Annotated in this window: 20 protein-coding genes, 1 tRNA gene and 1 riboswitch; of the genes, 13 read left to right on the top strand and 8 right to left on the bottom strand. The window is 73.6% G+C overall.

The window, feature by feature from the left end; all coding sequences use genetic code 11:
- The first annotated feature begins 60 nt into the window (after positions 1–60).
- Positions 61–834 carry a MerR family transcriptional regulator gene (locus ACIO5E_RS07280; RefSeq protein ID WP_400664708.1) on the top strand — a complete coding sequence of 258 codons (774 nt, stop codon included), beginning with the start codon at positions 61–63 and terminating at the stop codon, positions 832–834.
- A 63-nt stretch (positions 835–897) separates the two neighbouring features.
- Here ACIO5E_RS07280 and ACIO5E_RS07275 read toward each other — a convergent pair whose 3' ends face one another.
- A complete protein-coding gene (locus ACIO5E_RS07275) occupies positions 898–1956 on the bottom strand; it encodes a helix-turn-helix domain-containing protein (RefSeq protein WP_400664706.1) in 1059 nt (352 codons plus the stop codon).
- 232 nt (positions 1957–2188) lie between these two features.
- On the opposite strand from ACIO5E_RS07275, the gene ACIO5E_RS07270 reads away from it, so the two are divergent.
- The 3 genes from ACIO5E_RS07270 to ACIO5E_RS07260 all read left to right on the top strand — a co-directional run bounded on the left by ACIO5E_RS07270 (position 2189) and on the right by ACIO5E_RS07260 (position 5834).
- Entirely contained in the window at positions 2189–2866 is a 678-nt protein-coding gene (locus ACIO5E_RS07270) for an RNA polymerase sigma factor (RefSeq protein WP_400664705.1), read from the top strand.
- Positions 2863–4329, top strand: a complete 1467-nt coding sequence (locus ACIO5E_RS07265; RefSeq protein WP_400664703.1) for a hypothetical protein — start codon at positions 2863–2865, stop codon at positions 4327–4329. Before ACIO5E_RS07270 ends, ACIO5E_RS07265 begins: the two co-directional genes overlap by 4 nt.
- Before the next feature lie 254 nt (positions 4330–4583).
- The gene (locus ACIO5E_RS07260) at positions 4584–5834 is read left to right on the top strand and encodes a hypothetical protein (protein ID WP_400664701.1); all 1251 of its coding nucleotides are present in this window, start codon (positions 4584–4586) and stop codon (positions 5832–5834) included.
- 67 nt (positions 5835–5901) lie between these two features.
- On the opposite strand, the gene ACIO5E_RS07255 is transcribed toward ACIO5E_RS07260, so the two are convergent.
- Both ACIO5E_RS07255 and ACIO5E_RS07250 read right to left on the bottom strand, forming a co-directional pair.
- Entirely contained in the window at positions 5902–7401 is a 1500-nt protein-coding gene (locus ACIO5E_RS07255; RefSeq protein WP_400664699.1) for an aminopeptidase P family protein, read from the bottom strand.
- 125 nt (positions 7402–7526) lie between these two features.
- Positions 7527–8960: a PP2C family protein-serine/threonine phosphatase gene (locus tag ACIO5E_RS07250; RefSeq protein ID WP_400664697.1), complete on the bottom strand. Its 1434-nt coding sequence runs from the start codon at positions 8958–8960 to the stop codon at positions 7527–7529.
- A 616-nt stretch (positions 8961–9576) separates the two neighbouring features.
- Between ACIO5E_RS07250 and ACIO5E_RS07245 the strand changes: the two genes are divergently transcribed.
- Positions 9577–10254 (top strand): bifunctional DNA primase/polymerase, encoded by a 678-nt coding sequence (locus tag ACIO5E_RS07245; protein WP_400664695.1) that lies wholly within the window; start codon positions 9577–9579, stop codon positions 10252–10254.
- Between the two features lie 265 nt (positions 10255–10519).
- Here ACIO5E_RS07245 and ACIO5E_RS07240 read toward each other — a convergent pair whose 3' ends face one another.
- The 4 genes from ACIO5E_RS07240 to ACIO5E_RS07225 form a co-directional block, all read right to left on the bottom strand.
- Positions 10520–11503: a DUF5926 family protein gene (locus ACIO5E_RS07240; RefSeq protein WP_400664693.1), complete on the bottom strand. Its 984-nt coding sequence runs from the start codon at positions 11501–11503 to the stop codon at positions 10520–10522.
- A 105-nt stretch (positions 11504–11608) separates the two neighbouring features.
- On the bottom strand, positions 11609–12184 hold the full coding sequence (locus tag ACIO5E_RS07235) for an ATP-binding protein (RefSeq protein ID WP_400664691.1): 576 nt from the start codon (positions 12182–12184) through the stop codon (positions 11609–11611).
- Positions 12185–12446: 262 nt separating this feature from the next.
- The gene (locus ACIO5E_RS07230) at positions 12447–13271 is read right to left on the bottom strand and encodes a glycerophosphodiester phosphodiesterase (RefSeq protein WP_400664689.1); all 825 of its coding nucleotides are present in this window, start codon (positions 13269–13271) and stop codon (positions 12447–12449) included.
- A gap of 79 nt (positions 13272–13350) precedes the next feature.
- Positions 13351–14781 carry a purine-cytosine permease family protein gene (locus ACIO5E_RS07225; protein WP_400664688.1) on the bottom strand — a complete coding sequence of 477 codons (1431 nt, stop codon included), beginning with the start codon at positions 14779–14781 and terminating at the stop codon, positions 13351–13353.
- A riboswitch (TPP riboswitch) is annotated at positions 14774–14921 on the bottom strand. It overlaps the preceding gene by 8 nt.
- A 247-nt stretch (positions 14922–15168) precedes the next feature.
- Here ACIO5E_RS07225 and ACIO5E_RS07220 point away from each other — a divergent pair.
- The 6 genes from ACIO5E_RS07220 to ACIO5E_RS07195 all read left to right on the top strand — a co-directional run bounded on the left by ACIO5E_RS07220 (position 15169) and on the right by ACIO5E_RS07195 (position 21752).
- Entirely contained in the window at positions 15169–17061 is a 1893-nt protein-coding gene (locus ACIO5E_RS07220) for a S1C family serine protease (protein WP_400664686.1), read from the top strand.
- Positions 17062–17124: 63 nt separating this feature from the next.
- Positions 17125–17212 (top strand) — tRNA-Ser (locus ACIO5E_RS07215).
- A 117-nt stretch (positions 17213–17329) separates the two neighbouring features.
- Entirely contained in the window at positions 17330–18157 is an 828-nt protein-coding gene (locus tag ACIO5E_RS07210) for a MerR family transcriptional regulator (protein WP_400664684.1), read from the top strand.
- A 191-nt stretch (positions 18158–18348) separates the two neighbouring features.
- Positions 18349–19713, top strand: coding sequence for an FAD-binding oxidoreductase (locus tag ACIO5E_RS07205; RefSeq protein WP_400664682.1), 1365 nt, complete (start codon positions 18349–18351; stop codon positions 19711–19713).
- A 455-nt stretch (positions 19714–20168) separates the two neighbouring features.
- On the top strand, positions 20169–20498 hold the full coding sequence (locus tag ACIO5E_RS07200; protein ID WP_400664681.1) for a hypothetical protein: 330 nt from the start codon (positions 20169–20171) through the stop codon (positions 20496–20498).
- A 471-nt stretch (positions 20499–20969) separates the two neighbouring features.
- Positions 20970–21752 carry a pyridoxal 5'-phosphate synthase gene (locus ACIO5E_RS07195; RefSeq protein WP_400664680.1) on the top strand — a complete coding sequence of 261 codons (783 nt, stop codon included), beginning with the start codon at positions 20970–20972 and terminating at the stop codon, positions 21750–21752.
- An 82-nt stretch (positions 21753–21834) separates the two neighbouring features.
- On the opposite strand, the gene ACIO5E_RS07190 is transcribed toward ACIO5E_RS07195, so the two are convergent.
- A complete protein-coding gene (locus ACIO5E_RS07190) occupies positions 21835–22926 on the bottom strand; it encodes an EamA family transporter (RefSeq protein ID WP_400664678.1) in 1092 nt (363 codons plus the stop codon).
- Between the two features lie 152 nt (positions 22927–23078).
- Between ACIO5E_RS07190 and ACIO5E_RS07185 the strand changes: the two genes are divergently transcribed.
- Positions 23079–23948 carry a glycoside hydrolase domain-containing protein gene (locus ACIO5E_RS07185; protein WP_400664676.1) on the top strand — a complete coding sequence of 290 codons (870 nt, stop codon included), beginning with the start codon at positions 23079–23081 and terminating at the stop codon, positions 23946–23948.
- Between the two features lie 166 nt (positions 23949–24114).
- Positions 24115–25776, top strand: a complete 1662-nt coding sequence (locus ACIO5E_RS07180; protein WP_400664675.1) for a long-chain fatty acid--CoA ligase — start codon at positions 24115–24117, stop codon at positions 25774–25776.
- The last annotated feature ends 32 nt before the right edge of the window (positions 25777–25808 follow it).

Raw genomic sequence — 25808 nt, 5'->3', positions numbered from 1 at the left:
CTTGACCCTCACGCGACGTGAGAGCGGAGGGTGGTGGTCAGCACGAAGGAGGAACACCGGATGAGCAGCGAGGGCTACTCGGTCGGTGCCGTGGCCAAGATCGCCAAGGTGACCGTCCGCACCCTGCACCACTACGACGAGATCGGCCTGCTGTCCCCCGCGGGCCGCACCCGGGCCGGCTACCGCCGGTACGTGGACGCCGACCTCGACCGGCTGCAGCAGATCCTGTTCTACCGCGAACTCGGGTTCCCCCTGGAAGGGATCGCGGCGATCCTGGACGACGACTCGGTCAGCCCGAGCGAGCACCTCCGGCGGCAGCACGAGCTGCTGACCGACCGGATCAGGCACCTCCAGGACCTCGCCACGGCCGTCGAACACGCCATGGAGGCACGCAGGATGGGCGTTCAGCTGACCCCGGAAGAGAAGTTCGAGATCTTCGGCGAGGGCTACCAGGAGGAATGGGAGCAGGAGGCCGAGCAGCGCTGGGGCAACACCGAGGCCTGGGCCCAGTCGCAGCGCCGCACCGGCGGCTACGGCAAGGCCGACTGGCAGCGGATCCAGGCCGAGACGACCGACCTCAACACCCGCCTGGTGGAGGCGCTCACCGCCGGCGAGCCCGCCGACGGTGCCGCCGCCATGGACCTCGCCGAGGCGCACCGGCAGCACATCTGCCAGAACTTCTACGACTGCACGTTCACCATCCACCGCGGCCTGGCCGGACTGTACGTCTCCGACCCGCGGTGGACCACCACCTACGAGAACCTCGCCCCGGGCCTCGCGCAGTGGCTGCACGACGCCATCCTCGCCAACGCGGACCGGCACGAGAACGCGTAGCCGGGTACGGGGCCGAGCGAGCCGGGTCGCGCAGGCCGGGCACGGGGCCGCGTGGTCGGGGGGCTACGCGACCCCGCGTCCGAAGGAGCGCCGGTAGGAGGTCGGGGAGGTGCGCATCACCCGGCCGAAGTGGTGGCGGAAGGTCGCGGCGCTCTCGAAGCCGACCGCCGCGGCGATCTCCTCCACCGTCCCCTCCGGGGACTCCAGCAGCGGCAGGCTGGCCGCGATGCGCTGGGTGACGACCCAGCGCATCGGGCTGGTGCCGTTGCGGGCGGTGAAGTGCCGCAGGTACGAGCGGTCCGACATCCGGGCGGCGCGGGCCAGCAGCGAGATGGTCAGCGGGGAGGCCAGATGGTCCATCGCCCACTGCATGCTGCGGGCGACCCCGTCGTCCTCCTCCTCGACCGGGCGGATCGCCGCCTCGATGAACTGGGCCTGCCCGCCGTCCCGGTGCGGCGGCACCACGAAGCGGCGGGCCACGCTGTTGGCGACCTTGGCGCCGTGGTCCCGACGGACCAGGTGCAGGCAGAGGTCGATCCCGGCGGCGCTGCCCGCGCTGGTGAGCACGTCGCCGTTGTCCACGTACAGCACGTCCGGGGTGACCCGCACGTCCGGGTGGCGCTGCTGGAGCAGTTCGGCGTACCGCCAGTGGGTGGTCGCCTCGCGTCCGTCGAGCAGCCCGGCGGCGGCCAGGGCGAAGGCGCCCGAGCAGATCGAGACGATCCGGGCGCCGCGCTCGTGCGCCGTCCGCAGCGCCGTGACCAGCCCGGCGGAGACCTCGCCGCTGAACGCGTTCGCCACCCCGGGGACCACCACGGTGTCGGCCGCGGCCAGGTCGTCCAGCCCGTGCCGGGCGGTCAGCGCGAACCCGCCCACCGCGTCCAGCGCCGTCCCGGGCCGGTCGGCGCACACCTTCAGGCCGTACCAGGGTGCGGCCAGCAGCCCTCCCAGCTCGGGCCGGGCCAGCCCGAACACCTCCACCACCACGCCGAGTTCGAAGGGCGCCATGCCCTCGAAGGCGTACACCGCGACGTCGTGCACCGGTTCCGGGCGCCGGCCGATGGTGACGGCCACCGGGCCCGACCCGGTGGCGACCGGGCCCTCGACGTGCTGCTCGGCCATACGGACCCCCTGCTGACAAGTGGCGGGATGGCGGTGAGTGTAGCCGTTCCGGCCAGTCGGAAATCCCTGCGAAGTCGCCTGCAACCTCAGCCCGGCCCGGACGTCCATCGATAGGGGTGACGGTTGCCGGGGCAGGGGGCGCTGGCAGGATTCCCCCGATCACGAACTGACAGGTGTCCTGACGGGCGCTCGCGGAGCCGCGCGCACCGTCCTGGGGGAAAGCAGAACGTACATGTCCATGGCCATCGGGCCGATCGCCGTTCCAACGAGGGGGCGCGGCTTCTCCGTCCGCGGACTGGCCGGATTGCTGTTCGGCGCGCAGGAGGCCGGTGAGGCACCCGCCGGTCCGGGCGGTGAGCGGACGGCGGCGCAGCGGCGCTCCGGCTTCCGGCTGCTGCGCGGCGGACGCAAGCCCGCCGAGGACCGGCCCACCCTGACCGACCTCTACCACGCCCACCGGCTGGGCCTGGTCCGGATGGCGGTGCTCCTGGTCGACCACCAGGACCTGGCCGAGGACGTCGTGCAGGAGGCCTTCACCCAGCTCTACCAGCGGCACGGCGAGGAGCTGGACGACCTGGACAACGCGCTCGGATACCTGCGCACCTCGGTGGTCAACGGCGCCCGCTCGATGCTGCGCCGCCGCAGGACCGCCCGCGAGTACGTGCCGCCGCACGAGCCCGACGCCGCCTCCGCGGAGGACCACGCGGTGCTCAACGACGAGCACCGGCGGGTGCTCGTGGCCATGCAGGAGTTGACCCCCCGCCAGCGCGAGGTGCTGGTGCTGCGCTACTGGTCCGATCTCTCGGAGGCGCAGATAGCCGAGACCCTGGGGCTGTCCCGGGGCGCCGTGAAGTCCACCGCCAGCCGGGCCCTGGACGCCTTGGAAAAGCATCTGGAGAAGGTTCGATGACCGACAAGCTTCCCGGCCGCAAGAGCGGAGGCCGAGACGGTGACGGGCCGGCCGAGACACCGACCGAACGGCTGCTGCGCGAGGCGATGAACGCCCGCGCCTCGCTGATCACCGCGCACGACCTGCGCCCGGCGGATCCGCCGAGCCGCCGGGTCCGCCGGCTGCGCCCGGTGTACCTGACCGCCGTGCCGATCCTCGCCCTGGCGGCCTCGCTGGCGATCGGCGTGCTCGCCTTCCACGGTGATCCGGTGGCCAAACGGGACGTCCCCCCGCCGGCCGCCACCCTGTCGACGTCGCCGAGCCCGACCGCCGAGCCGACCGACACCCCGACGCCGACGCCGACGCCGACGCCGACGCCGCCCCCGACGCCGACGGACACCGGCACGCCCCCGCCCGCGTCCCAGACCGGGGCGCCGCTCGCTGACGGCACCCCGCCCCCGAGCGGGACGCCGAGCTCGCCCCCTACCTCGTCGGTGGCGACGCCGTACGCCTTCCGCGGCGTCAAGTTCAAGGTCCCGGCGGGGTGGCGGGCCGTGCCCGTGGACACGTCGTCGCTCTGCGTCCTCGCCCCGGGCGCGCCGCAGTCCGCCCAGGCCGGCACCTGCCAGCCGTACGGTGTGCTGCTGACCGTGTACACCAGCTACGACGAGGCCAACCGGAGCGGCGCCTGGCCGAACGGCAACGCGAGTCTCACGGCGGACGGTTGGGCCAAGCAGCCCTCCTGCCCGGCGTGGGACAACCCGCATAACCTCGGTCCGAACGACGCGCTGAACACGGCGGTCCCTGCTCAGACTCGGGACATCGTGGCCGGCCGCCCCGCCTACAAGTCCCAGTGGCAGGTCTCCTGCAACAGCAAGGAGTCCTTCACCGCCCAGATGTGGCGGTTCACCCAGGAACAGGTGTACCTGTCGACGGCCGGCCTCAAGCCGGAGCACCAGGCCGGCGTGGTGTCGATCCTGGACACCCTGGACCTCAGCGGCTACCAGACTCCGCTCCTCACACCGAACGGGAACGACATCGGTATCACCTTCGACGGACTCGGCACGGGCCAGCAGGTGCCGGCGAAGGGCACGCCGGTGACCTTCTCGGTGACGTACAAGAACACCAGCCAGACCACCTACGCCTCGGTCGATCCGGTGCTCTTCACCGAGCCCTATGCGGGCTCGCCGGCGAGCGAGACCGAACCGGTGAACGCCGGCAAGTTGGAGCGCCTGGATGGTGACGCCTGGGTCTCGGTGCCGCTCTCGCCCGGCGGCGGCATGGACTACGCGATGCTGGGCAAGCCGGCCTCCTTCCCGCTGGCGCCGGGCGCGAGCCGGACGGTGAAGTACCGGATGACGCTCGACGCCGCCGACGGTGCCGGGGTGATGCCGGTGACGGCCCAGGCGACGCTGCCGTACGACGGCACCGCGAGCCTGACCTCGATCGGGCAGAAGAGCGTGCCGGTGCGTGTCGTGAAGTAGCGTGCGGTGTGCCGTCGTTGAGGCGCCGTGAGCAGGGTATGCCCTGGTCGCGGCGCCTTTCGGCGTTCCGGGCCGACGGTGTGGATGAAGTTTCGGATCCGGCCGCAACCTCCCGGGGGGATGCACGTCTATCAGGGTGAGAGGCGGGGAGCGCGAGCCGGCAGGAGCCGGAACCCGGGCCGACTCCTCAGGCGCTGGGAACGCGCCGCAGCCTCGATCGCCACCACCACTCCGTCCTCTGGGGGGACTGTCACATGAACGCGTCCGTTATCGCCCGTATTGCGAATATTGTTCCGCTGGCCGTCGTCGCCGCCGTCGGTGTCGCCGCCTGCGGAGCGCCGGAGGCCGGCTCGCTGGCCGCCCCGACCGGCGTCCACTCCGTAGTCGGCGCGGAGACCCCGGCCCCCGCGGTCTCCGCGGCTCCTGCCCCGGTCGCCACCCCGTCGGCCGACCCGACCGCCGCCGCGCCCGTGCCCACCGTGCCCACCGCGCCCACCACCGAGGCGCCGGCCGGAGCCGTCGTCGGGAACCCCGCCGTCACGGTCGCCGGGGCGGCGTCGAAGACCGGGGCCAGGCCCGCTGCCAAGCCCGCGGCGAAGCCGGAGCCCGAGCAGACCGTCAAGCCGGCCGCCAAGCCCGCCCCCGTCGCGGTCGGCGGTGTCGGGATCACCTTCAACGGCCTCGGCGAGGGCCAGAGCATCGAGGTGGGCGACCTGGTGTCGTTCTCGGTGACCTGGAAGAACAACGACGCTTCGGGCAGCCGCGCGGTGGCGCCGGTGGTGGCGACCCGGCAGTTCGAGGGCGCGCCGTGCCAGGTGGCGCTCGCGATGGCTCGGGGCACGCTGGAGCGCAAGGACGCCTCGGGCTGGAAGAGCCTGCCCTCGCTGAGCCAGGGCGGCGGCATGGACTACGCGAGCACCGGCAACGACGCCGCCTTCACGCTGGGCGCGGGCGAGAGCCGGACGGTCGAGTACCGGATGCGGCTGGACGCGGCCAACCGACCGGGCCGACTGGCGATCGAGGCGGACGCCCCGGTGCCGTTCACCACGTCCTTTCAGGACATGGCCAAGGGTGTGCTGAACGTGGCGGTCGTCGACCACCACCGCCCGGTGGTGACCTCGGTGTCCACGCCGACCGCGATGGTCGTCGGCCGGACCCCGACCGAGTTCACCTTCAAGGTCTCCTCGCCGGACGGCGCCGCCGGCCTGCGCCCGGTGGTCGTGCTGGCCTCGCCCGGCAGCGACCGGGTGAACCCGGCGGACGTGACGATCGAGGCCGAGGTCGGGGACGAGTGGAAGTCCTTCGAGCTGGACCAGGACTGCGAGGGCCGGTACATGGTGGCCCCGTCCCAGCTGACCGGCGTGATGACGGGCGAGCCGGTCTCCTACACCTTCCGGGTCGGGATGGCGAAGCCCTGGCAGGGCGGCCCGCCGGAGCTGCGGGTCGGCGCCGGGTCGAACGGCCACTACGGCGACACCGTGCCGGTCCGGCCCGAGGTCCGTTGATCCCGCGGACGCCCGAGGGCCCGGCCCCCACCACGGGGGGCCGGGCCCTCGCGGGCAGGGCGACGGCTCAGGCGAGCGAGGCCATCCACGCCTCGACGTCCGCGGAGCGGCGCGGCAGGCCGGCCGAGAGGTTCTCGTTGCCGTCGGCGGTGACCAGGATGTCGTCCTCGATCCGGACGCCCACGCCCCGGTACTCGGCGGGCACCGTCAGGTCGTCCTGCTGGAAGTACAGGCCGGGCTCGACGGTGAGGACCATGCCGGGCACCAGCAGGGCGTCGACGTGCTCCTCGCGGCGCGAGTGGGCGCAGTCGTGGACGTCCAGGCCGAGCATGTGGCCGGTGCCGTGCAGGGTCCAGCGGCGCTGCAGGCCCAGCTCCAGGACCTTCTCGACGTCGTACAGCGAGCCGTCCAGCAGGCCCCAGGCGAGCAGGTGCTCGGCGAGCACGCGCTGCGAGGCGTCGTGGAAGTCGCGGAACCGGGCGCCGGGCTTCACCGCGGCGATGCCCGCCTCCTGGGCCTCGTACACGGCGTCGTAGATCCTGCGCTGCAGGTCGTCGAAGCGGCCGCTGATCGGCAGGGTGCGGGTGACGTCGGCGGTGTAGAGGGTGTTGGTCTCCACGCCGGCGTCCAGCAGCAGCAGCTCGCCGGGGCGCACGTCGCCGTCGTTGCGGACCCAGTGCAGGGTGGTGGCGTGCGGGCCGGCGGCGGCGATGGTGCCGTAGCCGACGTCGTTGCCCTCGACCCGGGCACGGCGCCAGAAGGTGCCCTCGATCCAGCGCTCCGAGGTGGCGACGGCCTGGCCGAGCTCGCGGACCACGTCGGTGAAGCCCTTGACGGTGGCGTCACAGGCGGCGCGCAGCTCGCCGATCTCCCACTCGTCCTTGACCAGCCGCAGGCCGCTCAGGAACTCCGTGAACTCGGCGTCCCGGTCGGCGTCCAGCGCGTCGGCCAGCGCCTTCTCCAGGCCGGCGTCGTAGCCGCGGACGATCCGGGTGGGCGCGGCGGAGTCCCTGGCGCGCTCGGCCAGCTCCTCGGCGGCCTTGCGGACGTCACGCACCGGCAGGCCGAGCAGCTGCTCCTGCTCGGTCAGGCTGTGCCGGCGGCCGACCCACAGCTCGCCGTAGCCGTCCAGCCAGAACTCGCCGTTCTCGCGGTCGGAGCGCGGCAGCAGGTAGAGGGCGAACGCGTGGCCGGTGTCGCCGGTGGGCTCGGCGACCAGCACGGCGTCCTCGGTCTGGTCACCGGTGAGGTGCACGTACTCGCTGGCGGCGCGGAAGCTGTAGTCGGTGTCGTTGGAGCGCACCCGCAGGTTGCCGGCCGGGACGACCAGCCGCTCGCCGGGGTAGGCGGCGGACAGCCGGGCGCGGCGCTCGGCCGCGTACGGGGCCTGGGCGACCGGGGCGAGGCCGTGCAGTTCGGTGTCCGCCCAGCCGGTCTTCATCGAAGCGGCCAGCTCGTCGGAGATCTCGGCGTACAGGCCGTTCTTGCGGCCCTTGAACTGCTGCGGCTCCTCGCCGCCGGCGGACTCGGGGTTCTCGGCCACTGCGGGCGTGCGGTCCTCGGTCACGGGTAACGCCTCCTTGGGGGTGGTACCGGCCGCCCCTCGGGGGAGTGTCGGATCGCGACACGCGCGGGCGGCCGTGCGTCCATGGTACGGACGCCCGGCCGCTCGCCCTTTCGGGGTCGGGACGGCTATTCGAACCGGGCCGCCAGCAGCATCAGGTCGTCGGTGGCCGGTCCGGCCTCCGGGACGGGGCAGACGGCCAGCAGGTGGGCGCAGAGCCGGTCCGGGTCGATCCGCACGTCGCGCGGGGCGTCGGCGGCGGCCCGGCGCAGGTTGGCCTGGCCGGCGTGCAGGGTCGGGCCACAGCGGCGGGCCAGGCCCTCGGTGTAGAGCAGCAGGGTGTCCCCGCGCTCGGCGGTGAGCTCGACGCCGGGGGCCTCCCAGCAGGTCAGCATGCCGAGCGGGGCGGAGAGCGAGGTCTCCACGAACTCGGCGCCGTGCCGGCTGACCAGGACGGGCGGGCAGTGCCCGGCGCCGGCCAGGGTGATCCGGCGCTCCCCGGGTTCCACCCAGGCGTAGACGGCGGTGGCGGTGCGGGCCGGCTCGGTGGTCTTGAGCAGCAGCTCCAGGTCGCCGAGGACGGAGACCGGGTCCTCGCCCTCCAGGACGGCGTACGCCCGCAGCGCGGCCCGGACCCGTCCCATCGCGGCGGCCGCGCCGGGGGCGGAGCCGGGGCCCGCACCGGGGCCGTCGCCGGAGACGGAGCCGACGGTGAGGCCGACGGTGCCGTCGGGCAGCGGGATGGCGTCGTACCAGTCGCTGCCGCAGGAGCGGTCCAGGCCGGCCGGGACGAGCCGGGCGGCCAGCCGCAGGCCGGCGGGCTGGGGGAGCCGGTCGGGCAGCAGGCCGCGGCGCAGCGCCTCGGTGGTGCGCTGGATCCGGTCCGCCTCCAGTTGTCTGGCGAGCATCGGGGCGGCGATCTCGCAGTAGCGGTGGGCGAGTTCGCGTTGGCGCTCGGTGGGTTCGGCGGGCTCGTCGTAGAACCAGAGGGCGGCGGCGAGCGGGCCGTCCTCCTCGGTGGCGAGCGGCAGGCCGTAGCAGCCGCCGAGGCCGAGGTGGGCGGCGAGTTCGCGCAGCCGGTCGCCGGTGGCCGGGTCCCCGGCGAGGTCGGGGGAGTGCAGCCGCTCGGGCCGGTCCTGCTCGCGCAGCAGCCGGGCGAGCAGGCTCTGGTCGGGCGGGACGGTCTCCAGCGCGCCGAGGCTGGCGCGGTCGAGGCCGAGGCCGACCGGCTGGCCGGGCCTTCCGCCCGGCATCCGCGTGACCAGGACGCCGCGGCGGGCGCCGAGCAGGGCGGCGCCGGAGGCGAGGACGGTGTCCACGGTGGCGGCGAGGCTGCGGGCACGGGCGAGCTGCTCGGTGTGCCGGTGCAGTTTGGCGAAATCGGACAGCCGTCCGGCCAAACGGTCCTGCATCCCGGCGGAGGGTGCCGTGCGGAGGTCCGCCGCGCCGTCCTGCGCGTCGGTGGGGCCGGGGAAGCCCGGCGGGTCGAGGACGGTGAGCCCGCCGGCGCTGCCGGGCTCGCCCGGCTCGGAGGGTGTCGACGACGGGTGGGACTCGGTCATGCCGCCACTCCTGACGCGGTGCTTCGTGCCATGCGGAACCCCCAGGTACGGCCGAGGTGGAGCGAGTACGGCCAAAGGGCGCGTTTCGCCTCGATTCGCTACTACTCGTCATTGATCGACAGCAATGCCACCACTTCTACACAGGCCATTTGGGGCATGTCCAGATCCAGGACGACGCGGTGGCCGGTTCCACAGCTCCACGACCCGGTCTGGGGGCGCGTACGGTTCGTGCGCGCGCCGGTCCGGCCGGGAGGTATGGAGCGGACCTGGAGCGGGCAGAACGGAGGGGACGGACCCGGCGGCCGTCCGGATCGTATGCCCGCGCCGCCCGGGGCCCGGGTCGGCCGGAAGTCTCTCACTCGTACGGTGGAACCAAGCGCGCCCGGGCGGCGTCCATCCGGTCGCATACGGGATTCTCGTTCCAGGGGCTGTTCCAGTGCGCGGCCCTTCTCATGTCGTGCTCCACACCGTGCTCCACGCCGTTGCCGCGCCGCCCGCCATGCCGCCCGCCCTCCTTCGCGCCGCCGGGGCCGTGCCGCCGCGGGTCCGCGTGGCGGGAACCGACGGTGCCGGCGGGGCGGAGCGAACCGAGCGGTCAGGGAAAGGAACGAGCGCCATGCGTGAGAACCCGAAAGATCCGTGTCCGCCCGTCACCCGCCACGGCCCCGCCCAGGACGACGCCGCCCGGCACCGCCCGGACCGCCTCGCCGCGGCGCTGACGGCCGCCGTCGAGCATCGCTGGCCCGTGGTGCCGGGGGCCGTGCTGCACGGCGGCCACTGCTCCTGCGGGGACCGGGACTGTACGGTGCCGGGCGGGCACCCGCACGACCCGTCGCTGCTGGCCGCCACCACGGACGCCCGGATGGTGCGCTGGTGGTGGGAGCGGCAGAGCCCGGACGCGCCGGTGCTGGCCGCCACCGGTTCCGTGCTCTCGGCGGTCAGCCTGCCCGCGGCGGCCGGCGCCCGCGCGCTGGTCTACCTGGGCGCACTGCGCCTGCCGCTCGGTCCGGTGGTGGCGATGGCGGGCCGGTACGCGCTGCTGGTGGCCCCGTACTCGCTGGACGCGCTCGGCGAGATGCTCTCCCAACTCCCTTGGGTACCGGGCTCGTTGCGCTATCACGGCCCGGGCGGCTTCCTGCCGCTGCCGCCCGGGGGCGCGGCCGGGCGGGTGCGCTGGGTGCTGCCCCCTCGACCGGCCGCCGACGGCGGGGTGTGGCTGCCGCAGGTCGGGCCACTGCTGGGCGAGTTGGTGGAGGCGACGGTCCGACTGGACAGCGGTCGCTCGGCGTACTGACGCGGCGTACCTGTCCGGCGTACTGATCCGCCGGGAGCTGCCGGGATCCGCCGGAGTCCGCTTCGGGGTCACCCCTGGTGACGCTCCCGGGCCGGCCGGAAAAACAAAAGATCCGGCCGCTGGCGACGGGGGATGCACCAGCGGCCGGACTCTTTAGACAGTAACAAGGATCCGCGCCCGCGCCAATTTCCAAGACCCCCTGCACGCCCGGAAATTGCGGCTCCACGGCGACAATGTGACGCGTATCACCCGGATCCCGCGCGCTTTAGTTCAAGGTGACCTGACGGTTCACCAGGTTCGCGCGGGCGCGCCGCTCCTCGGCGGTCAGCGGGGTCTCGTCGGCGAGCACGGCGGCCAGCCGCTCGGCGAACTCGGCGGCCGGCTTCTCGCAGTCGGCGGCGGTCATGGCGAGCGGGAGGTCCCAGACCGGGACGGTCAGGCCGTGCGCGCGGAACGAGCCGACCAGACGGGTGTCCGGGCCGAGCGAGGACCGGTCGGCGGCGGTCAGTCGGGCCAGCGCGTCCAGCAGCCGCTCCTCGGGCACGGTCATCACCCAGCGCAGGTGGTTCTTGTCGGGGGTGCCGCACCAGTAGGCGGCGTCGACGCTGTCCAGCTTCTCGGTCGGGATGGCCGAGGCGTTGGCGCGCTCCAGGGAGGCGGCGACCTCGCCGGTGGCGGTCTCGGCGTCCTCCAGCCAGAACTCGAAGCCGGCGTGCACGGCGGGCGTGAACTCGGCGGTGACGTCCAGCAGGTCCTGCAGCCGGCGTCCGCCCGCCTCGGTCCGGCGGGACGGCACCGGGGTGCCCGGCTCGGTGGCCAGCGCCAGCTCCAGGGCGTCCGCGAGGTCGCGGCTGAGGTCGCCGGAGGCGGACTGGGTCTGCAGGCCGAGCAGGATCGAGCCGTCCTGGCGGCGCAGGGCCGGCCAGGCCAGCGGCAGCACGGTGGCCAGGGTCACCGACGGAACCTCACCGTTGGCGCCCTCGGCCACCCCGGCGGCCAGCGTCAGCGGCACCGTGGCGGCGGGCACCAGCTCGCGCAGCGCCACCCAGTCGGCCTCGCCCGACAGGCCCTCGAACGGGCGGTGCACCAGCTCCTGCACCGCGTGCGAGGCCTCCCGGCCGTGGCAGGCCTTGTACCGGCGGCCCGAGCCGCAGGGGCAGTTCTCGCGGGCCCCGACCACGGGGATCTCACCCGTGACGGCGGTGGTGGACTGACGCTGCGGCGCCTTCTTGGCGGCCTTCTTGCCCATGGTGCGGCTCTCCCGGGAACGGTGGTCCTTTGCTCCGGGCAGCCTACTGACGTTCCCCCCTGCGCGCGGGCACGCGCCGGGCGGACGGGCGGGGCGCGCGTCGGTTCAGGCGCTGCGGGCGTCACCACCGGTGCGCCGGGCGTGCCGGGCGCGGGCGGGCAGCGCCGCCCAGACCGTCACCTCGCCGGGCGCGTCGCGCACGCCCCAGTCACTGGCCAACTGGTCGACGATGCTCAGGCCGCGGCCGCCGCGCGAGGTCAGCGAGGGGCTGGCGGGCAGCGGCCGGGTGGTCGCGCCGCCGTCGGTGACCTCCAGGGTGAGCACGCCGTCGGCGTGCATCTGCCAGCGGACCAGTACGCCGTCGTCCGTTCCGCCGCCGGATTCGTCGCGCTCCCGGCCGCCCGGCGCGGGGTGCGTCCCGGTGGGGACACCGACCAGCAGCTGGTCCACCACCTCGGCCCGGGCGCTGCGGCCCAGGGCCCGCAGCGGGCCGAGCGGACGGGCGTACCGACAGGCGTTGCTCAACAGTTCGGAAAGGATCAATACGGCATCATCAATGACCGGTTCGGGTATCTCCCGGTCGCCAAGATCTCGACGCAGTCGGCGCCGTGCGACCCCGACACTCGCTGGGCCGTGCGGCACTGCCATGGTCGATGAAGTCGGCACTTCACGCGCCACCATCAACGCCACCCCCGGACCTCCTTCAGCGTATGCCGAGGGATGGATGCCCCTTGGTAATGCGTCGGAAACGACCACCGGACGATCCCGCGAGGACATTTCAAGCGAGGCCACCGAGGGTGGACCTCAGGTCATTCCCCGCTCACCCTCCGTCGCGCCGACGCATGAATTCCGGCAATAACGTGCCCGGAAGGTTTGACTGCCGACCAGAAGGAGCGGACGGAGTCCCGGGCTTTGCGGGTGACATTGCCGGTCCGGCGGTGGATCACCGCCCGAGCTGCGCCAGCACCTCGGCGGGTCGGTTGGTGATGATCGCGGACACCCCGAGCTCCAGGCAGAGCTCCACGTCGGCCGGTTCGTCCACGGTCCACACGTGCACCTCGTGGCCCAGCTCGCGCAGTCGCGTCACCAGCTGCGGGCGGGCCCGTACCAGCTCGATGCCCGGACCGGCGATCCGCGCCCCGCCCGGCAGCGGGGAGCCCGGGCGCAGCCGGCCGAGCAGCGGCAGGGTCCGTTCGAACAGGAACACCCGCCGGTAGTCCGGCGCCCCGGCGGCCACCCGGTTCAGCGCCACCGAGGAGAAGCTCATGATCCGGGCCGCGGGGCGCTCGGCCTCCCGGGTCGCGCCGATCTTGAACCGTTCGAGCGTCCGCAGCAGTTCGGCCTCCACCCGGCCGCGGTAGCGCACCGGGTGCTTGGTCTCGATCGCCAGGTCCACCGGGCGGCCGCAGTCCACCACCAGCTCCAGCAGTCGCTCCAGCCGCAGCACGCCGCGCAGTTCGGGGTCGGTGCTGGGGCGGCCGGTCTTCCAGGCGCCAAAGTCGTACGCCTCCAGCTCGGCGAGCGTCATCGCCGAGACGGTGCCCTGCCCGTTGGAGACCCGGCCGATCCGGCGGTCGTGTACGCAGACCAGTTCGCCGTCGAGGGTCAGCCGGACGTCGCACTCGACCGCGTCCGCGCCCTCGTCGAGCGCGCGTCGGTACGCCGCCAGGGTGTGTTCGGGCAGGGCGTGCGAGGAACCGCGGTGGGCGATCACCTGGACGGCCGGCGCGGTGCGCGCCGCCGCCGAGGACGGGTCTGGGCTGGTCACAGGGCTCACGATAGGCGGCCGAAGTGACACGGAGGCGAAGACGGCCCCAACCTGCGGGGCCGTCTTCGGTGCCGTTCGCTCAGCTCCGCGCCGTCCGGCGGGCCAGCGCGGTGAGCGCCCAGGTGGCCAGGGCCGGCACCAGGAAGGCGAACAGCGAGGCGGACGTCCACTCCTGCGGGGTGAAGTGCAGGGCGTGCTGGACGGAGGTCCAGAAGTCCGTCCACCAGCCGGCCACCGGGGTCGGCGCGATGAACTGGTAGACCGCGAAGCCCAGCACCCACGGCAGCACCATCAGCGGGCGCGACGGCGCGTCGGCGGAGAGGTTCCAGCCGTGCCGGCCGGCGCCGAAGAAGTAGTCCACCGCCAGCACCGCCAGCAGCGGCACGAAGACCGAGCCGATCAGGCCGAGGAAGTTGGTGTAGGTGTCGGTGAACTCGTCGATCTGCAGCGCCAGCACGGTGATCAGCAGCCCGATCCCGCCGGTCAGCACCCGGCGGTCCACCTTCGGCAGCAGGTTCTGCACCGACATCGCCGTCGAGTACACGTTGGCGAAGGACTGGTCGGTCTCGCGCAGCACCAGCACCAGCAGGAACAGCCAGCCGGCCCAGACGCCGAGGAAGGAGTCGAAGATCCGGTTCGGGTCGCCGTCGGACTGCAGCAGGGCCATCAGGCCGAGCACGTAGCACCAGACCTGGGCGATCGTGTAGCCGGAGAAGCTGCCCCAGAACGCCGAGCGCGGGGTGCGCGAGTGCCGGGTGTAGTCGGCGGCGAGCGGGACGAAGGAGATCGACACCGCGATCATCGCGTCGGTGGCGCCCAGGAAGCCGTGCCAGTTGCCGGCGCCCGGGTCGGGCACCCCCTGGCGACCCAGCTGGACGGTGAAGTACACCATCGCGACGGCGACGGCACCGGCCACGAAGCGGCGCAGCACCGCGATCGAGCCCAGCGGCCAGATGGTCAGCGCGGTGGTCAGCGCGCCCGCCAGGACCACGAACAGCCAGCGGTAGCCGTCCGTGTGGGCGACGGTCTGCGCGCCCGCCGCGATCGTCAGCAGCTCGAACACGCCCCAGCCGACGCACTGGACGATGTTCAGCACCGTCGGGACGTACGACAGCCGGGTACCGAACAGCCCGCGCAGGTTCGCCATCGCGGGCGCGCCGGTGCGGGCCCCGATCAGCGCGGCCACACCGAGCATCGCGGTGCCGACCACGGTGCCGGCCACGATCGCGGTCACCGCGGCGGCCAGCGACAGCTCGCTGCCCTTGGCGCCGAGCACGGTGGCGGCGGTGGAGAAGCCGATCAGGCTGACGCCCAGGTTCATCCAGAGCGCGAAGTGGTCCCGGAAGCGCAGCGTGCGCGGCGGCTCGGTGTCCAGCACGAGCGGTGCCTCGGTACGCTCCGGGCGGTCCAGGACGGCGGTCGCCGCTCCGGCGGGGGCGCCCGTGGACGGATCGGGGAAACCCTTGGACGCGGACGCGTCCGAAGAAGAGGATGGCGAAGCAGGCGGCATGGCCGATACTCCCTACGCCGGCATTACCCGGACAGGTTCCGGCGGTCTGCGCCCCCTCGACGGTCCGCCCACGATCCCGTGGCGTACGGTCGACCAGCGCACTCTCAGCCTGGAAGGTCCAAGCTCCCGCGTGTCAGTTAGAGCGCCAGGCTAACCGGCAGCGGGGTGAACGCCAAGGCCACGGGGTGTGCGGTCCGCATCGCGGGACGTCCGACGGAGGTGGGGGAGCCTCCGACCGTCGGTGTCGGCCGTCGGCGCTGGTCGGCGGCGTTGACTGTCGGTGCCGGCTAAGGATTCTTATGAGTTCTTCAGAGGGGTCCTTACGGCAATCGAATCGACAGTGCGAAAAACTATGGTCCTTGGTTCTGCCAGCTATGGAGGTCGTCCGTGAGCACCGAGCGCGAGGTTGGGCCCACCGGGCCGCAGGGGGAGCAGCCCTCGGGCGGCCAGGCGGCGGCTGTTCCCGCTTCCGACGGCTCCGCCGCGGGCGGGCACCAGCCGACGATGGCCTTCGGCAGGGTCCCCGAGCCGGGAGCGGCCCCGTCGCAGGCGCCCGCCCCGGCCGAGGCCGAGGCGGCGCCGGCGGACGGCGGGCACCAGTCGACCATGGCGTTCAGCCGGGTGCCCGAGCCCGAGGCCGCGCCGGCCGGCGACGTACCGGTTGAGGCTGTGCCGGCCGAGGGTGTGCCGGCCCAGGGCGGGCACCGGCCCACCGTGGCCTTCGGCAAGGTCCCCGCGCCGGAGGCGGCCCCGCAGGCCGCCCCCGCCGCCGAGGCACCCGCCGTCCCCGTCGACCCCGCCACCGGCTACATCGACGCGCCGCCGCCGGTCCTGCCGCCCGCCCCGCCGGCCGCGCCCGCCGCCGAGAGCCCGGCCCTGCCGCCGGTCGCCAACCCGTACGCCACCCCGGCCCACGGCGTCCCCGCCGCCGGCGCGCAGGACCCGTACGGCACCCCGGCCGCCCCCGCACCGCACGACCCGTACGGCACCCCCGCCGCGCACCCCGCTCCCGCGCACCACCCGTTCGGCGCCGGCCAGCCGCTCGGCGGCTGGGGCGCCGCCCACGACGCCACCGGCGGCGGCCCGGGCTACCCCGGCGGCCCGGCCGGTCCGCTCGGCTACCCGGCCGACTACCCCGGCGGCCCCGGCGGCCCGCGCAAGAAGCGCGGCGGCCTGGTCGCCCTGATCGCCGCCGTCGCGCTGGTCGCCGGTGTGGCCGGCGGTGCGCTCGGCGTGGCCGTCGCGGACCGCAACGACAGCAGCACCAGCGCCGACGACCACCGCAGCACCACCATCCAGGCCAGCAACACCCAGAAGAACGAGCCCGCCCCCGGCTCGATCGCCGGCATCGCGCAGAAGGCGCTGCCCAGCGTCGTCACCATCAAGGCGCAGGGCAACGGCGAGTCGGGTACCGGTACCGGCTTCGTCTTCGACACCGAGGGCCACATCCTCACCAACAACCACGTGGTCGCGCCGACCCTCAACGGCGGCAAACTGACCGTCAAGTTCGCCGACGGGACGTCCTACAACGCCTCGGTGCTGGGCCACGCCGAGGGCTACGACGTCGCCGTGGTCAAGATCGACAACCCGCCGAAGAGCAAGCTGGCCCCGCTTCCGCTGGCCGACTCCGACAAGGTCAACGTCGGCGACGCCACCGTCGCGATCGGCGCGCCGTACGGCCTGGAGTCCACCGTCACCAGCGGCATCGTCAGCGCCAAGGACCGTCCGGTCGCCTCCGGCGACGACACCGGCGGCCAGTCCTCGTACATGAACGCCCTGCAGACCGACGCCTCGATCAACCCCGGCAACTCCGGCGGCCCGCTGCTCGACTCCAGCGGCGCGGTGATCGGCATCAACTCGGCGATCCAGTCCAACGCCTCCGCCAACGGCCGGGCCGGCAGCATCGGCCTCGGCTTCGCCATCCCGATCAACCAGGCCAAGTGGGTCGCCGACACCCTGATCAAGACCGGCAAGCCGGTCTACGCCAAGCTCGACGTGCTGCGCAACGACGACTACAAGGGCGACGGCGCGCAGATCCAGACCCGCGACATCCAGGGCCAGCCGGCCGTCACCCCCGGCGGAGCCGCCGACAAGGCCGGCCTCAAGCCGGGCGACGTCATCACCAAGCTCGGCGGTGTGCCGATCGACAACGGCCCCGCCCTGGTCAGCCGGATCTGGACGCACAAGCCCGGCGAGACCGTCGACGTCGAGTACACCCGCAACGGTCAGCAGTTCACCACCAAGGTCACCCTCGGCCAGCGGGACGGCGACAACGGCTGATCCCCACCCGCGCGAAACGGTGTGCGCCGAACCCCGCCGAACCCGTTAGGCTGGCCCCCGCCTGGAGAGCTGCCCGAGCGGCCTAAGGGAACAGTCTTGAAAACTGTCGTGGCGTGACCCGTCACCGTGGGTTCGAATCCCACGCTCTCCGCTGGTAGGGGAACCACCTGCTCAGGGCGGGTGCCGAGATCGATCGGCACCCGCCCTCGGTGTTTGCGGCGGGCGGGGTTGACCCTGACACGGTGGTAGGGGGTGGAGTGGGGGCACCATGTTGAACATCGGAGACTTCGCCAGCCACGGCCGGGTGTCGGTGCGGATGCTGCGCCACTACGACGCGATCGGGCTGCTGCGGCCCGCCCGGGTGGACCCGGTCAGCGGGTACCGCTCCTACGAGGCGGCCCAACTCGCCCGGCTCAACCGGGTGATCGCGCTCAAGGAGCTCGGCTTCACGCTGCACCAGGTGCGGGCCGTGCTGGACGAGCAGGTGGACGCGGCCGAACTGCGCGGGATGCTGCGGCTGCGGCGGGCCCAACTCGCCGAGGCGATCGCGGCGGACGCGCAGCGGCTGGCCCGGGTGGAGGCGAGGCTCCGGACGATCGAGAGCGAGGGGACCATGTCCGCACACGACGTCGTGGTGAAGCGGGTGCCGTCCGTCCGGGTGGCCGAACTGACCGGTGTGGCCGCGAGTTACCAGCCCGAGGACATCGGGCCGGTGATCGGCCCGCTGTTCGCGCAGCTGTGCGGGCGGCTGGCCGAGGCCGGGATCGCCGAGACCGGCCCGTCCGTCGCCCGGTACGAGGAGGTGCCGGAGGGTGACGGCACGGTGCTGATCCGGGTGGCCGTCCCGGTCGGGCCGTCGGTGGAGCCGGGTCGGCACGACTTCGAGGTGCTCGACCTGCCGCCGATCGAGCAGGCGGCGACGATCGTGCACCGCGGCTCGATGGACGAGGCCGTGGGGAGCTTCCAGGAGCTGGCCCGCTTCATCGACGCGAACGGCTACCGCTCGGCCGGCTACGCCCGGGAGCTCTACCTGGAGTGCCCGGACGACCCGGCGGGGTGGGTCACCGAGTTCCAGGAGCCGGTGGTCCGCCGGTAGTGCTGCCGACGCTGCTCCGTGCGCTCGCCACCGGCCTCGCCGGCCTGGTGGCCCCGGTCGCCCCCGCGCCGCGGCGGGCCTGACCGGGGGCGGCGGGGCCACCGCCGCCCCGCCGCCGGGGCCCACTTGCCCGGCCCCCGGCGGGCGGGCAGAGTGCGGTGGAGGCGGCGGGGCGGCGAGTGGAGGCGGCGATGAGTGACCTGACGGACCGACTGGCGCAGGGTCTTCCGGCCGGGTCGGTGGTGGTGGATCCGGACGTGACCGAGGCCTACCGTCATGACATGGCCGGGTTCTGCGCGGCCGGTACGCCCGCGGTGGTGGTGTTCCCGGAGACGGTCGAGCAGGTGCAGCACGTGCTGCGCACCGCCACCGGGCTGCGGGTGCCGGTGGTGCCGCAGGGTGCGCGGACCGGGCTGTCGGGGGCGGCGAACGCCGTGGACGGCTGCATCGTGCTGTCGACGGCGAAGCTGAACCGGATCCTGGAGCTCGATCCGGTGAACCGGATCGCGGTGGTCGAGCCGGGTGTGGTGAACGCCGAACTCTCCCGCGCTGCCGAGGAATTGGGTCTGTCCTACCCGCCGGACCCGTCCAGCTGGGAGTCCTGCACGATCGGCGGCAACATCGGCACCGGCGCGGGCGGGCTGTGCTGCGTGAAGTACGGCGTCACCAGCGAGTACGTGCTCGGCCTGGACGTGGTGCTGGCGGACGGACGGCTGCTGTCCACCGGCCGCCGGACGGCCAAGGGCGTGGCCGGGTACGACCTGACCCGGCTGCTGGTCGGCTCGGAGGGCACGCTCGGCGTGGTGGTCCGGGCGGTGCTCGCGCTGCGGCCCGCGCCGGCGCCGCAGCTGGCGCTGGCGGCGGAGTTCCCGAGCGCGGACGCGGCCGGTGCGGCCGTCTGCGAGGTGATGGCGCACGGCCTGACCCCGTCGCTGATGGAGCTGATGGACGCGGTCAGCGTGCGGGCGGTCAACGAGCTGGGGCGGATGGGGCTGCCCGAGTCGACCCAGGCGCTGCTGCTGGTGGCCTTCGACGGGCCGGACCGGGAGGCCGAACTGGCGCGGGTGGCGGAGCTCTGCCGGGCCGCCGGGGCGACCGAGGTGGTGCCCGCCGAGGACGAGGCCGAATCGGCACTGCTGCTGGAGGCCCGGCGGCTGGCGCTGCCCGCGCTGGACCGGCTGGGCACCACGATGATCGACGACGTGGCGGTGCCGCGCTCCCGGCTGGCCGAGATGCTGAACGGCGTGGCCGTGATCGCCGAGCGGCACGCGCTGACCATCGGGGTGGTCAGCCACGCAGGGGACGGCAACACCCATCCGATCGTGATCTTCGACGGATCGGACGAGGAGCAGGCGGCGCGGGCGCAGCGCTCCTTCGACGAGATCATGGCGTTGGGGCTGGAGCTGGGCGGCACGATCACCGGGGAGCACGGGGTGGGGCTGCTCAAGCGGGACTGGCTGGCGCGCGAGCTGGGGCCGGTGGCGTTGGACCTGCAGCGGCAGCTGAAGGCGGTCTTCGATCCGCTGGGAATTCTAAACCCGGGCAAGATGGTCTGATTTTCATCCGACCATACGGAGCTTTTCGGGACCTTGTGTCGACGTTTTAGGTATGACTTTCCGATGGTCTACGCACGGCTGTAAATGTCGACATGGAAGGGTGATTGAACTTTCTGGGGGAGCGCATTCGTCCGCACTCCGCGCCGGGTGGTGCGCCTGGTGGTTTGTTCAGCGCCGAAGCGCCGCATTCCGAGGAGTGTCCAGACGGTCGCCGTTCGGGTAAAGCCCCAGCTCATCGGTGGTGGCTCGGCGCGCTGTCCGTTTTTTGGTCCGATATGCGCTGCCCTGGTGGATATCACGCGAACGGGCGAAAACTGTTCCGCTAGCTAGTGCTTTGTCGATTTGTTGCGGAAGTCTGTCCCTCGGCGTCGCAGCCCGCAGGTGTTCGTCTGGCCGGCGAACTCCCGCATTCAATGTTCGACAATTGCACGATTTACAGCTTCTTGGAGGCTCTCATGGCTCGCATCCACACCCGTCGGGTGGCCGGATTCCTGCTCGCCGCCCCGCTCGCGGCCGGCCTGCTGCTGGCCGGTGCCGGCGCGGCGGCCGCCGACAACGGCGCGGGCGCCGGGGCCGGCTCCAACGCCGGCGTGGTGTCCAACGTCGGCACGGGCAACGTCTTCGGCTCGGTCGACGGGAACTACATCTCCACCCAGCAGACCGCCACCGGCGCCGGCGCCTCCAACCAGAACAACACCCTCGCGGTGAAGGACAACTCGGGCACCATCCTGGCCGGGCAGTCCAACAAGAACATCAACGTCGTGTTCGCTCCGATCTTCCGCTGATCCGATCGGGCACCACCGACGGCGGGGGCGCCGGAGGTGGGTGACCGCGGGCGAGCTGAGCGCTCGCGGAGGGGCTCGAACCAGTCTCCGGGCGGGATTCCCGTCCGGGTGCGGATCAGAACAGCGCATGACCGGCCAGCGGAAAGGGTCGCCGCGAAACCGGCCTCGTGGGCGGTGCCGCCATCGGCACCGCCCACGAGTGCGTCCGGAGCCGGACGCGAGGGTCCGCCCGCACCGGCCCTCGGGCGGCGCCCCGCCCGTCGCGGCCGTCCGCACCCGCCCGTCGCGGCCGTCCGCACCCGCCCTCCGAGGCCCGCCCGGGCGGGCCGAACGCGTCCATCGAGGGCCCGCGCCCGGAGCCGTCGGCCCTCGGCGGTACGGTTGCGCTCCGACAGCGCACCGCGTGCCCGGGCCCGGGAAGAACGGCCCGGCCGGGGCGGCGACCGCGGCAACCGGAGGAGAGGGCGCGCGATGGCGGCGGAGGAGGAGGGCCTGACCGGCCCGGACGAGGCCTGGCCTGCACCGGAGCCGGATCCGCGATCGGGGTCGGACGTACGCCCGGGGCCCGAGCACCGGCCCGAGCCGAGGTCCGTGCCCGAACTGCTGCTCGGCCGCCCGCCGATGGCCCGCCCGCTGCCGTCCTTCGACGCCGAGGCCGCCCCCGCCGAGCCCGGCCCGCTGTTCGTGGACTGGCTCGCCACCGCGCTGGCCGCCGGGGTGCTGGACCCGCAGGCGTTCACCCTCTCCACCGTCGACGCGGACGGCATGCCGGACGCCCGGGTGCTGGTGCTGCGCGACGTCGACGCGGCCGGCACCGGCTGGAACTTCTCCGCCGCCGCCGACAGCCCCAAGGGCCGCCAGCTCGCCGACCACCCGGCCGCCGCGCTGAGCGTCTACTGGCCGCAGCTGGGCCGTCAGGTGCGGGTCCGCGGCACCGTCGAGCGGGCCGCCGACCTGGTCGCCGCCGCCGAGTTCGCCACCCGCTCGCCGGCCGCCCGGGTCGGCGCGCTGGTCGGGCGGCAGAGCGAGCCGATGGCCTCGCTCGCCGAGTACGACGAGGCCGTCGCCGTCGCCCGCCGCCGGCTGGAGGCCACCCCGGACGCGGTCGCGGCCGGGCACGCGGTCTACACCCTGTGGGCGCACGAGGTGGAGTACTGGCAGGGCGACGCGCAACGCCGGCACGTCCGGCTGCGCTACACCCGCACCGGCCCGGTACGCACCCCGGAATGGTCGCGCACCCTGCTCTGGCCGTAACGACCGCCCGGGGCACCACCCGAGCGCACCGGGGCGCCACCCGACCGCGCCGGGGCCCCTCCGACCGCGCGGGCCCCTACCGCTACCGCCGCCCGGTCAGCGTGGCGCCCACACTGGCCGCCACCACGCAGCCGATCCCGGCCAGCTGCGGCACGCCCAGCAGCTGGCCGAGCACCACCAGGCCGACCAGCGCACTGACCGCCGGTTCCAGGCTGACCAGCACGCTGAAGACCCGCTGCGGCATCCGCCGCAGCGCGGTCATCTCCAGCGCGTACGGGATCACCGGCAGCAGCAGCGACACCCCGGCGACCGCGGCCAGCAGCGCCACCGGCGAGGCGCCGGGCGCGGTCAGCCCGTCCCAGGCCTGGCCGAGCCCGAACGGCGCCAGGGTCAGCGCGCCGACCGTCATCGACACCGCCAGCCCCTGGAAGCCCTGGAAGGCAGCGCCGACCTTGTCGGTGAACAGGATGTACGCGGCGTAGCAGGCGGCCGCCCCGAAGGCGTACAGCAGGCCGACCGGGTCGAGCCCGCCCCCGTCGCCGCCCTCGCCGAGCAGGGTCAGCAGGACGACGCCGGCGGCGGCGAGCAGCGCCCAGAGCAGGTGGCTGGCGCGCCGGGCGAAGACCAGGGCGACCGCGAGCGGGCCGAGGAACTCGATGGTCGCGGCGGTGCCCATCGGCAGCCGGTCGATCGCCCCGGCGAACAGGAAGGTCATCCCGGCCGAGGCCATGCCGAGCAGAGCGGCCGCGGCGAGGTCGCGCGGGCGCTTGTCGCGCAGCCGGGGCCGGGTGACGGCGAGCAGGATGACCGCCGCGAAGCCCAGCCGCAGGAAGGTGGTGCCGCTGACCCCGAGCGGGCCGAAGAGCGGCTTGGACAGGGCGATCCCGGTCTGCACCAGGAACATCGCGGTCAGACAGAGAAGCGGCGCCGGGATCCTCCCCCGGCCTTCGGCCGGGGGGTCCCCCATCGGGCGCCGCAGGACCTTCGGGAACCGGCCGGTGGGTCGGCCGGGGTGCGCGTCGGGCGGTGCCGTGGAGCCGGGTGCCCCGCCTCGTCGCCAGCTGCCCCGCTCGCCGGCGGGCTCGCCCTTGGGGGCGGGCGGCATGGCAAGTGCCTCGGCGACGGCGGCGGCCGGCGTCGGGGCGGCGGTTTCGCTGGGATGGGAGGTGGGCATATGGGCGAGTTTGCCGTAAGGAGTGACAAACGGGCAAGCTCGTTACAACTAGCGGGACGGATGCGGACGGGTGCGCCCGAAAGGGTGGGCTCGCCCGGAGCGTGCGGCGTGGTTGCCGGGTTCATCCGATGGTCCGTCAGTATCAAGGGCGGGTGCGCTATCTCCGCCCCGCGGCCCTGCTCGCCGCCTCCCTCGTGCTCCTGCTGGCCACCGACGGGACGGGCGTGAGCGTCGAGGCCGACCCGGCCGCCGCCGCCCTCCCCCGCATCCGGGCCCTCGCCCTGCCCGACCGGGCCGGCCCGCCCAAGATCCGCGACGGCTTCACCGGCCCCGCCTTCGACGCCTGCTCCGCGCCGCCCCTCGACACCCTGCGGGCCTGGCACGGCGCCTCCCCGTACGGCGCGCTCGGCGTCTACGTCAGCGGCGCCCAGCGTGCCTGCGAACAGTCCCGGCTCACCGCCGAGTGGGTGCATCAGGCCCGCGCCCTGGGCTGGCGGTTCCTGCCGGTGCACGTCGGGCTCCAGGCCCCGTGCAGCGAACTCAGCCGCAAACCACGCCGGATCGATCCCGCCCACGCCGTGCAGCAGGGCCGGGACGAGGCCACCGAAGCCGTCCACGCGCTGCGCTCGCTCGGACTCGATCAGGGCAGCCCGGTCTACCTCGACATCGAGGCCTACCCGATGCGCGACCCGGCCTGCGGCCAGGCCGTGGTCGACTTCGCCGTCAGCTGGACCCAGACCCTGCACACCGCCGGTTACGGCTCCGGCTTCTACTCCAGCCTCGACTCCGGCATCGCCGACCTGGCCGCCGCCGCCCGGGCCGGCAGCTCCCCGCTGCCCGACGCCCTCTGGTACGCCCGCTGGGACGACCACGCCGACACCGCCGGCTCCGGCGCGCTCACCCCCGACCTCTGGAGCTACCACCAGCGCGTCCACCAGTACCACGGCAACGTGGAGGAGACCTACGGCGGCGCCACCCTCACCATCGACCGCAACCACGTCGACGGCCCGACGGCCGACTGACGCACCACGTGGGAGGAGGGTCCGGGGCGGGGTCGTGATCCGTTCAACGGGGTCGGGATGCTGACAGCGGACGGGCGGCGCGGCACAATCGGGCACGTCCGCGCGCATTACCGCCCGGTAGGTGCCGCAGGCGCAGCCGCCAGTGCCGCCAGGTCAAGGAGGACCCGTGTTCAGCACGATGCAGGACGTTCCGCTCACCGTCGCCCGGATTCTGGAGCACGGGTCCACCATCCACGGCCGGTCCACCGTCACCACCTGGGACGGCACCGGTCCGGTCGTGCAGACGTACGCCGAGGTGGGCGCGCGGGCCGCGCAGCTCGCCCACGCGCTGCGTGACGAGCTGGGGGTGACCGGGGACGACCGGGTCGGGACCTTGATGTGGAACAACTCGGTCCACTTGGAGGCCTACCTCGCCGTCCCCGCGATGGGGTCCGTGCTGCACACGCTCAACCTGCGACTGCCCGCCCACCAGCTGTCGTTCATCGTCAACCACGCCGCCGACCGCGTCGTCATCGTGAACGGCAGCGTGCTCCCGCTGCTCGCCGCCGTCCTGCCGGACCTGGCCCCGACGCTCAAGCACATCGTGGTGAGCGGCCCCGGCGACCGCTCGCTGCTGGCCGGCTTCGCGGGCACCGTGCACGACTACGAGGAGCTGCTCGCCGGCCGGCCCACCGCCTACCCGTGGCGGACCGACATCGACGAGCGCCAGGCGGCCGTGCTCTGCTACACCTCCGGCACCACCGGGGACCCGAAGGGCGTGCTCTACAGCCACCGTTCGGTGTACCTGCACTGCCTGCAGGTCAACACCGGCGACAACTTCGCCTTCACCCCGCGCGACACCGCGCTGCCGGTGGTCCCGATGTTCCACGTGAACGCCTGGGGCATCCCGCACGCCGCCTTCATGTCCGGTGCGAACCTGCTCATGCCGGATCGTTTCCTCCAGCCGAAGCCGATGGCCGAGATGATCGCCGCCGTCCGGCCCACCGTCAGCGCCGCCGTCCCGACCATCTGGAGCGGCCTGCTGGACGAACTCGACGCGGGCGACTACGACACCTCCAGCCTGCGCATGGTGGTCATAGGCGGCAGCGCCTGCCCGCCCTCGCTGATGCGGGGCTTCCAGGAGCGCCACGGCATCCGCGTGCTGCACGCCTGGGGCATGACCGAGACCTCGCCGCTCGGCTCCTTCGCCCAGCCGCCCGGCGGCCTCACCCCGGAGGAGGAGTGGCCGTACCGGGTCACCCAGGGCATCTTCCCGGCCTCCGTCGAGGCCCGGCTGATCGGCCCGGCCGGCGAGCGGATGCCGCACGACGGCGTCGCGGCGGGCGAGTTGGAGGTGCGCGGCCCGTGGATCGCCGGCGCCTACTACGGCGGTGCCGGGCAGGATCCGGTCCGTCCGGACGACAAGTTCTCCGAGGACGGCTGGCTGCGCACCGGCGATGTCGGCACCATCACCGCCGACGGCTACCTGACCCTCACCGACCGGGCCAAGGACGTGATCAAGTCCGGCGGCGAGTGGATCTCCTCGGTCGAGCTGGAGAACCAGCTGATGGCCCACCCCGAGGTGGCCGAGGCCGCCGTGGTCGCCGTCCCGGACGAGAAGTGGGGCGAGCGCCCGCTGGCCACGGTCGTGCTGCGCCCGGGCGCCACGGTCGGGCTGAGGGAGCTGCGGGCGTTCCTGGCCGAGCGGGTCGCCTCCTGGCAGTTGCCGGAGCGCTGGTCGATCGTCGAGTCGGTGCCGAAGACCTCGGTCGGCAAGTTCGACAAGAAGGTGATCCGGGCCGGCTACGCGGCGGACGAGCTGGACGTGACGGTGCTCGGCAAGGAGTAGCCGCCCGGTGGAACACGGAGGGCCGGTCACCC

Origin of the sequence: Kitasatospora sp. NPDC087314, assembly GCF_044744365.1 — a bacterium.
In the GTDB taxonomy this organism is placed as follows: domain Bacteria; phylum Actinomycetota; class Actinomycetes; order Streptomycetales; family Streptomycetaceae; genus Kitasatospora.
This window is presented reverse-complemented; position numbering and strand designations above follow the sequence as displayed.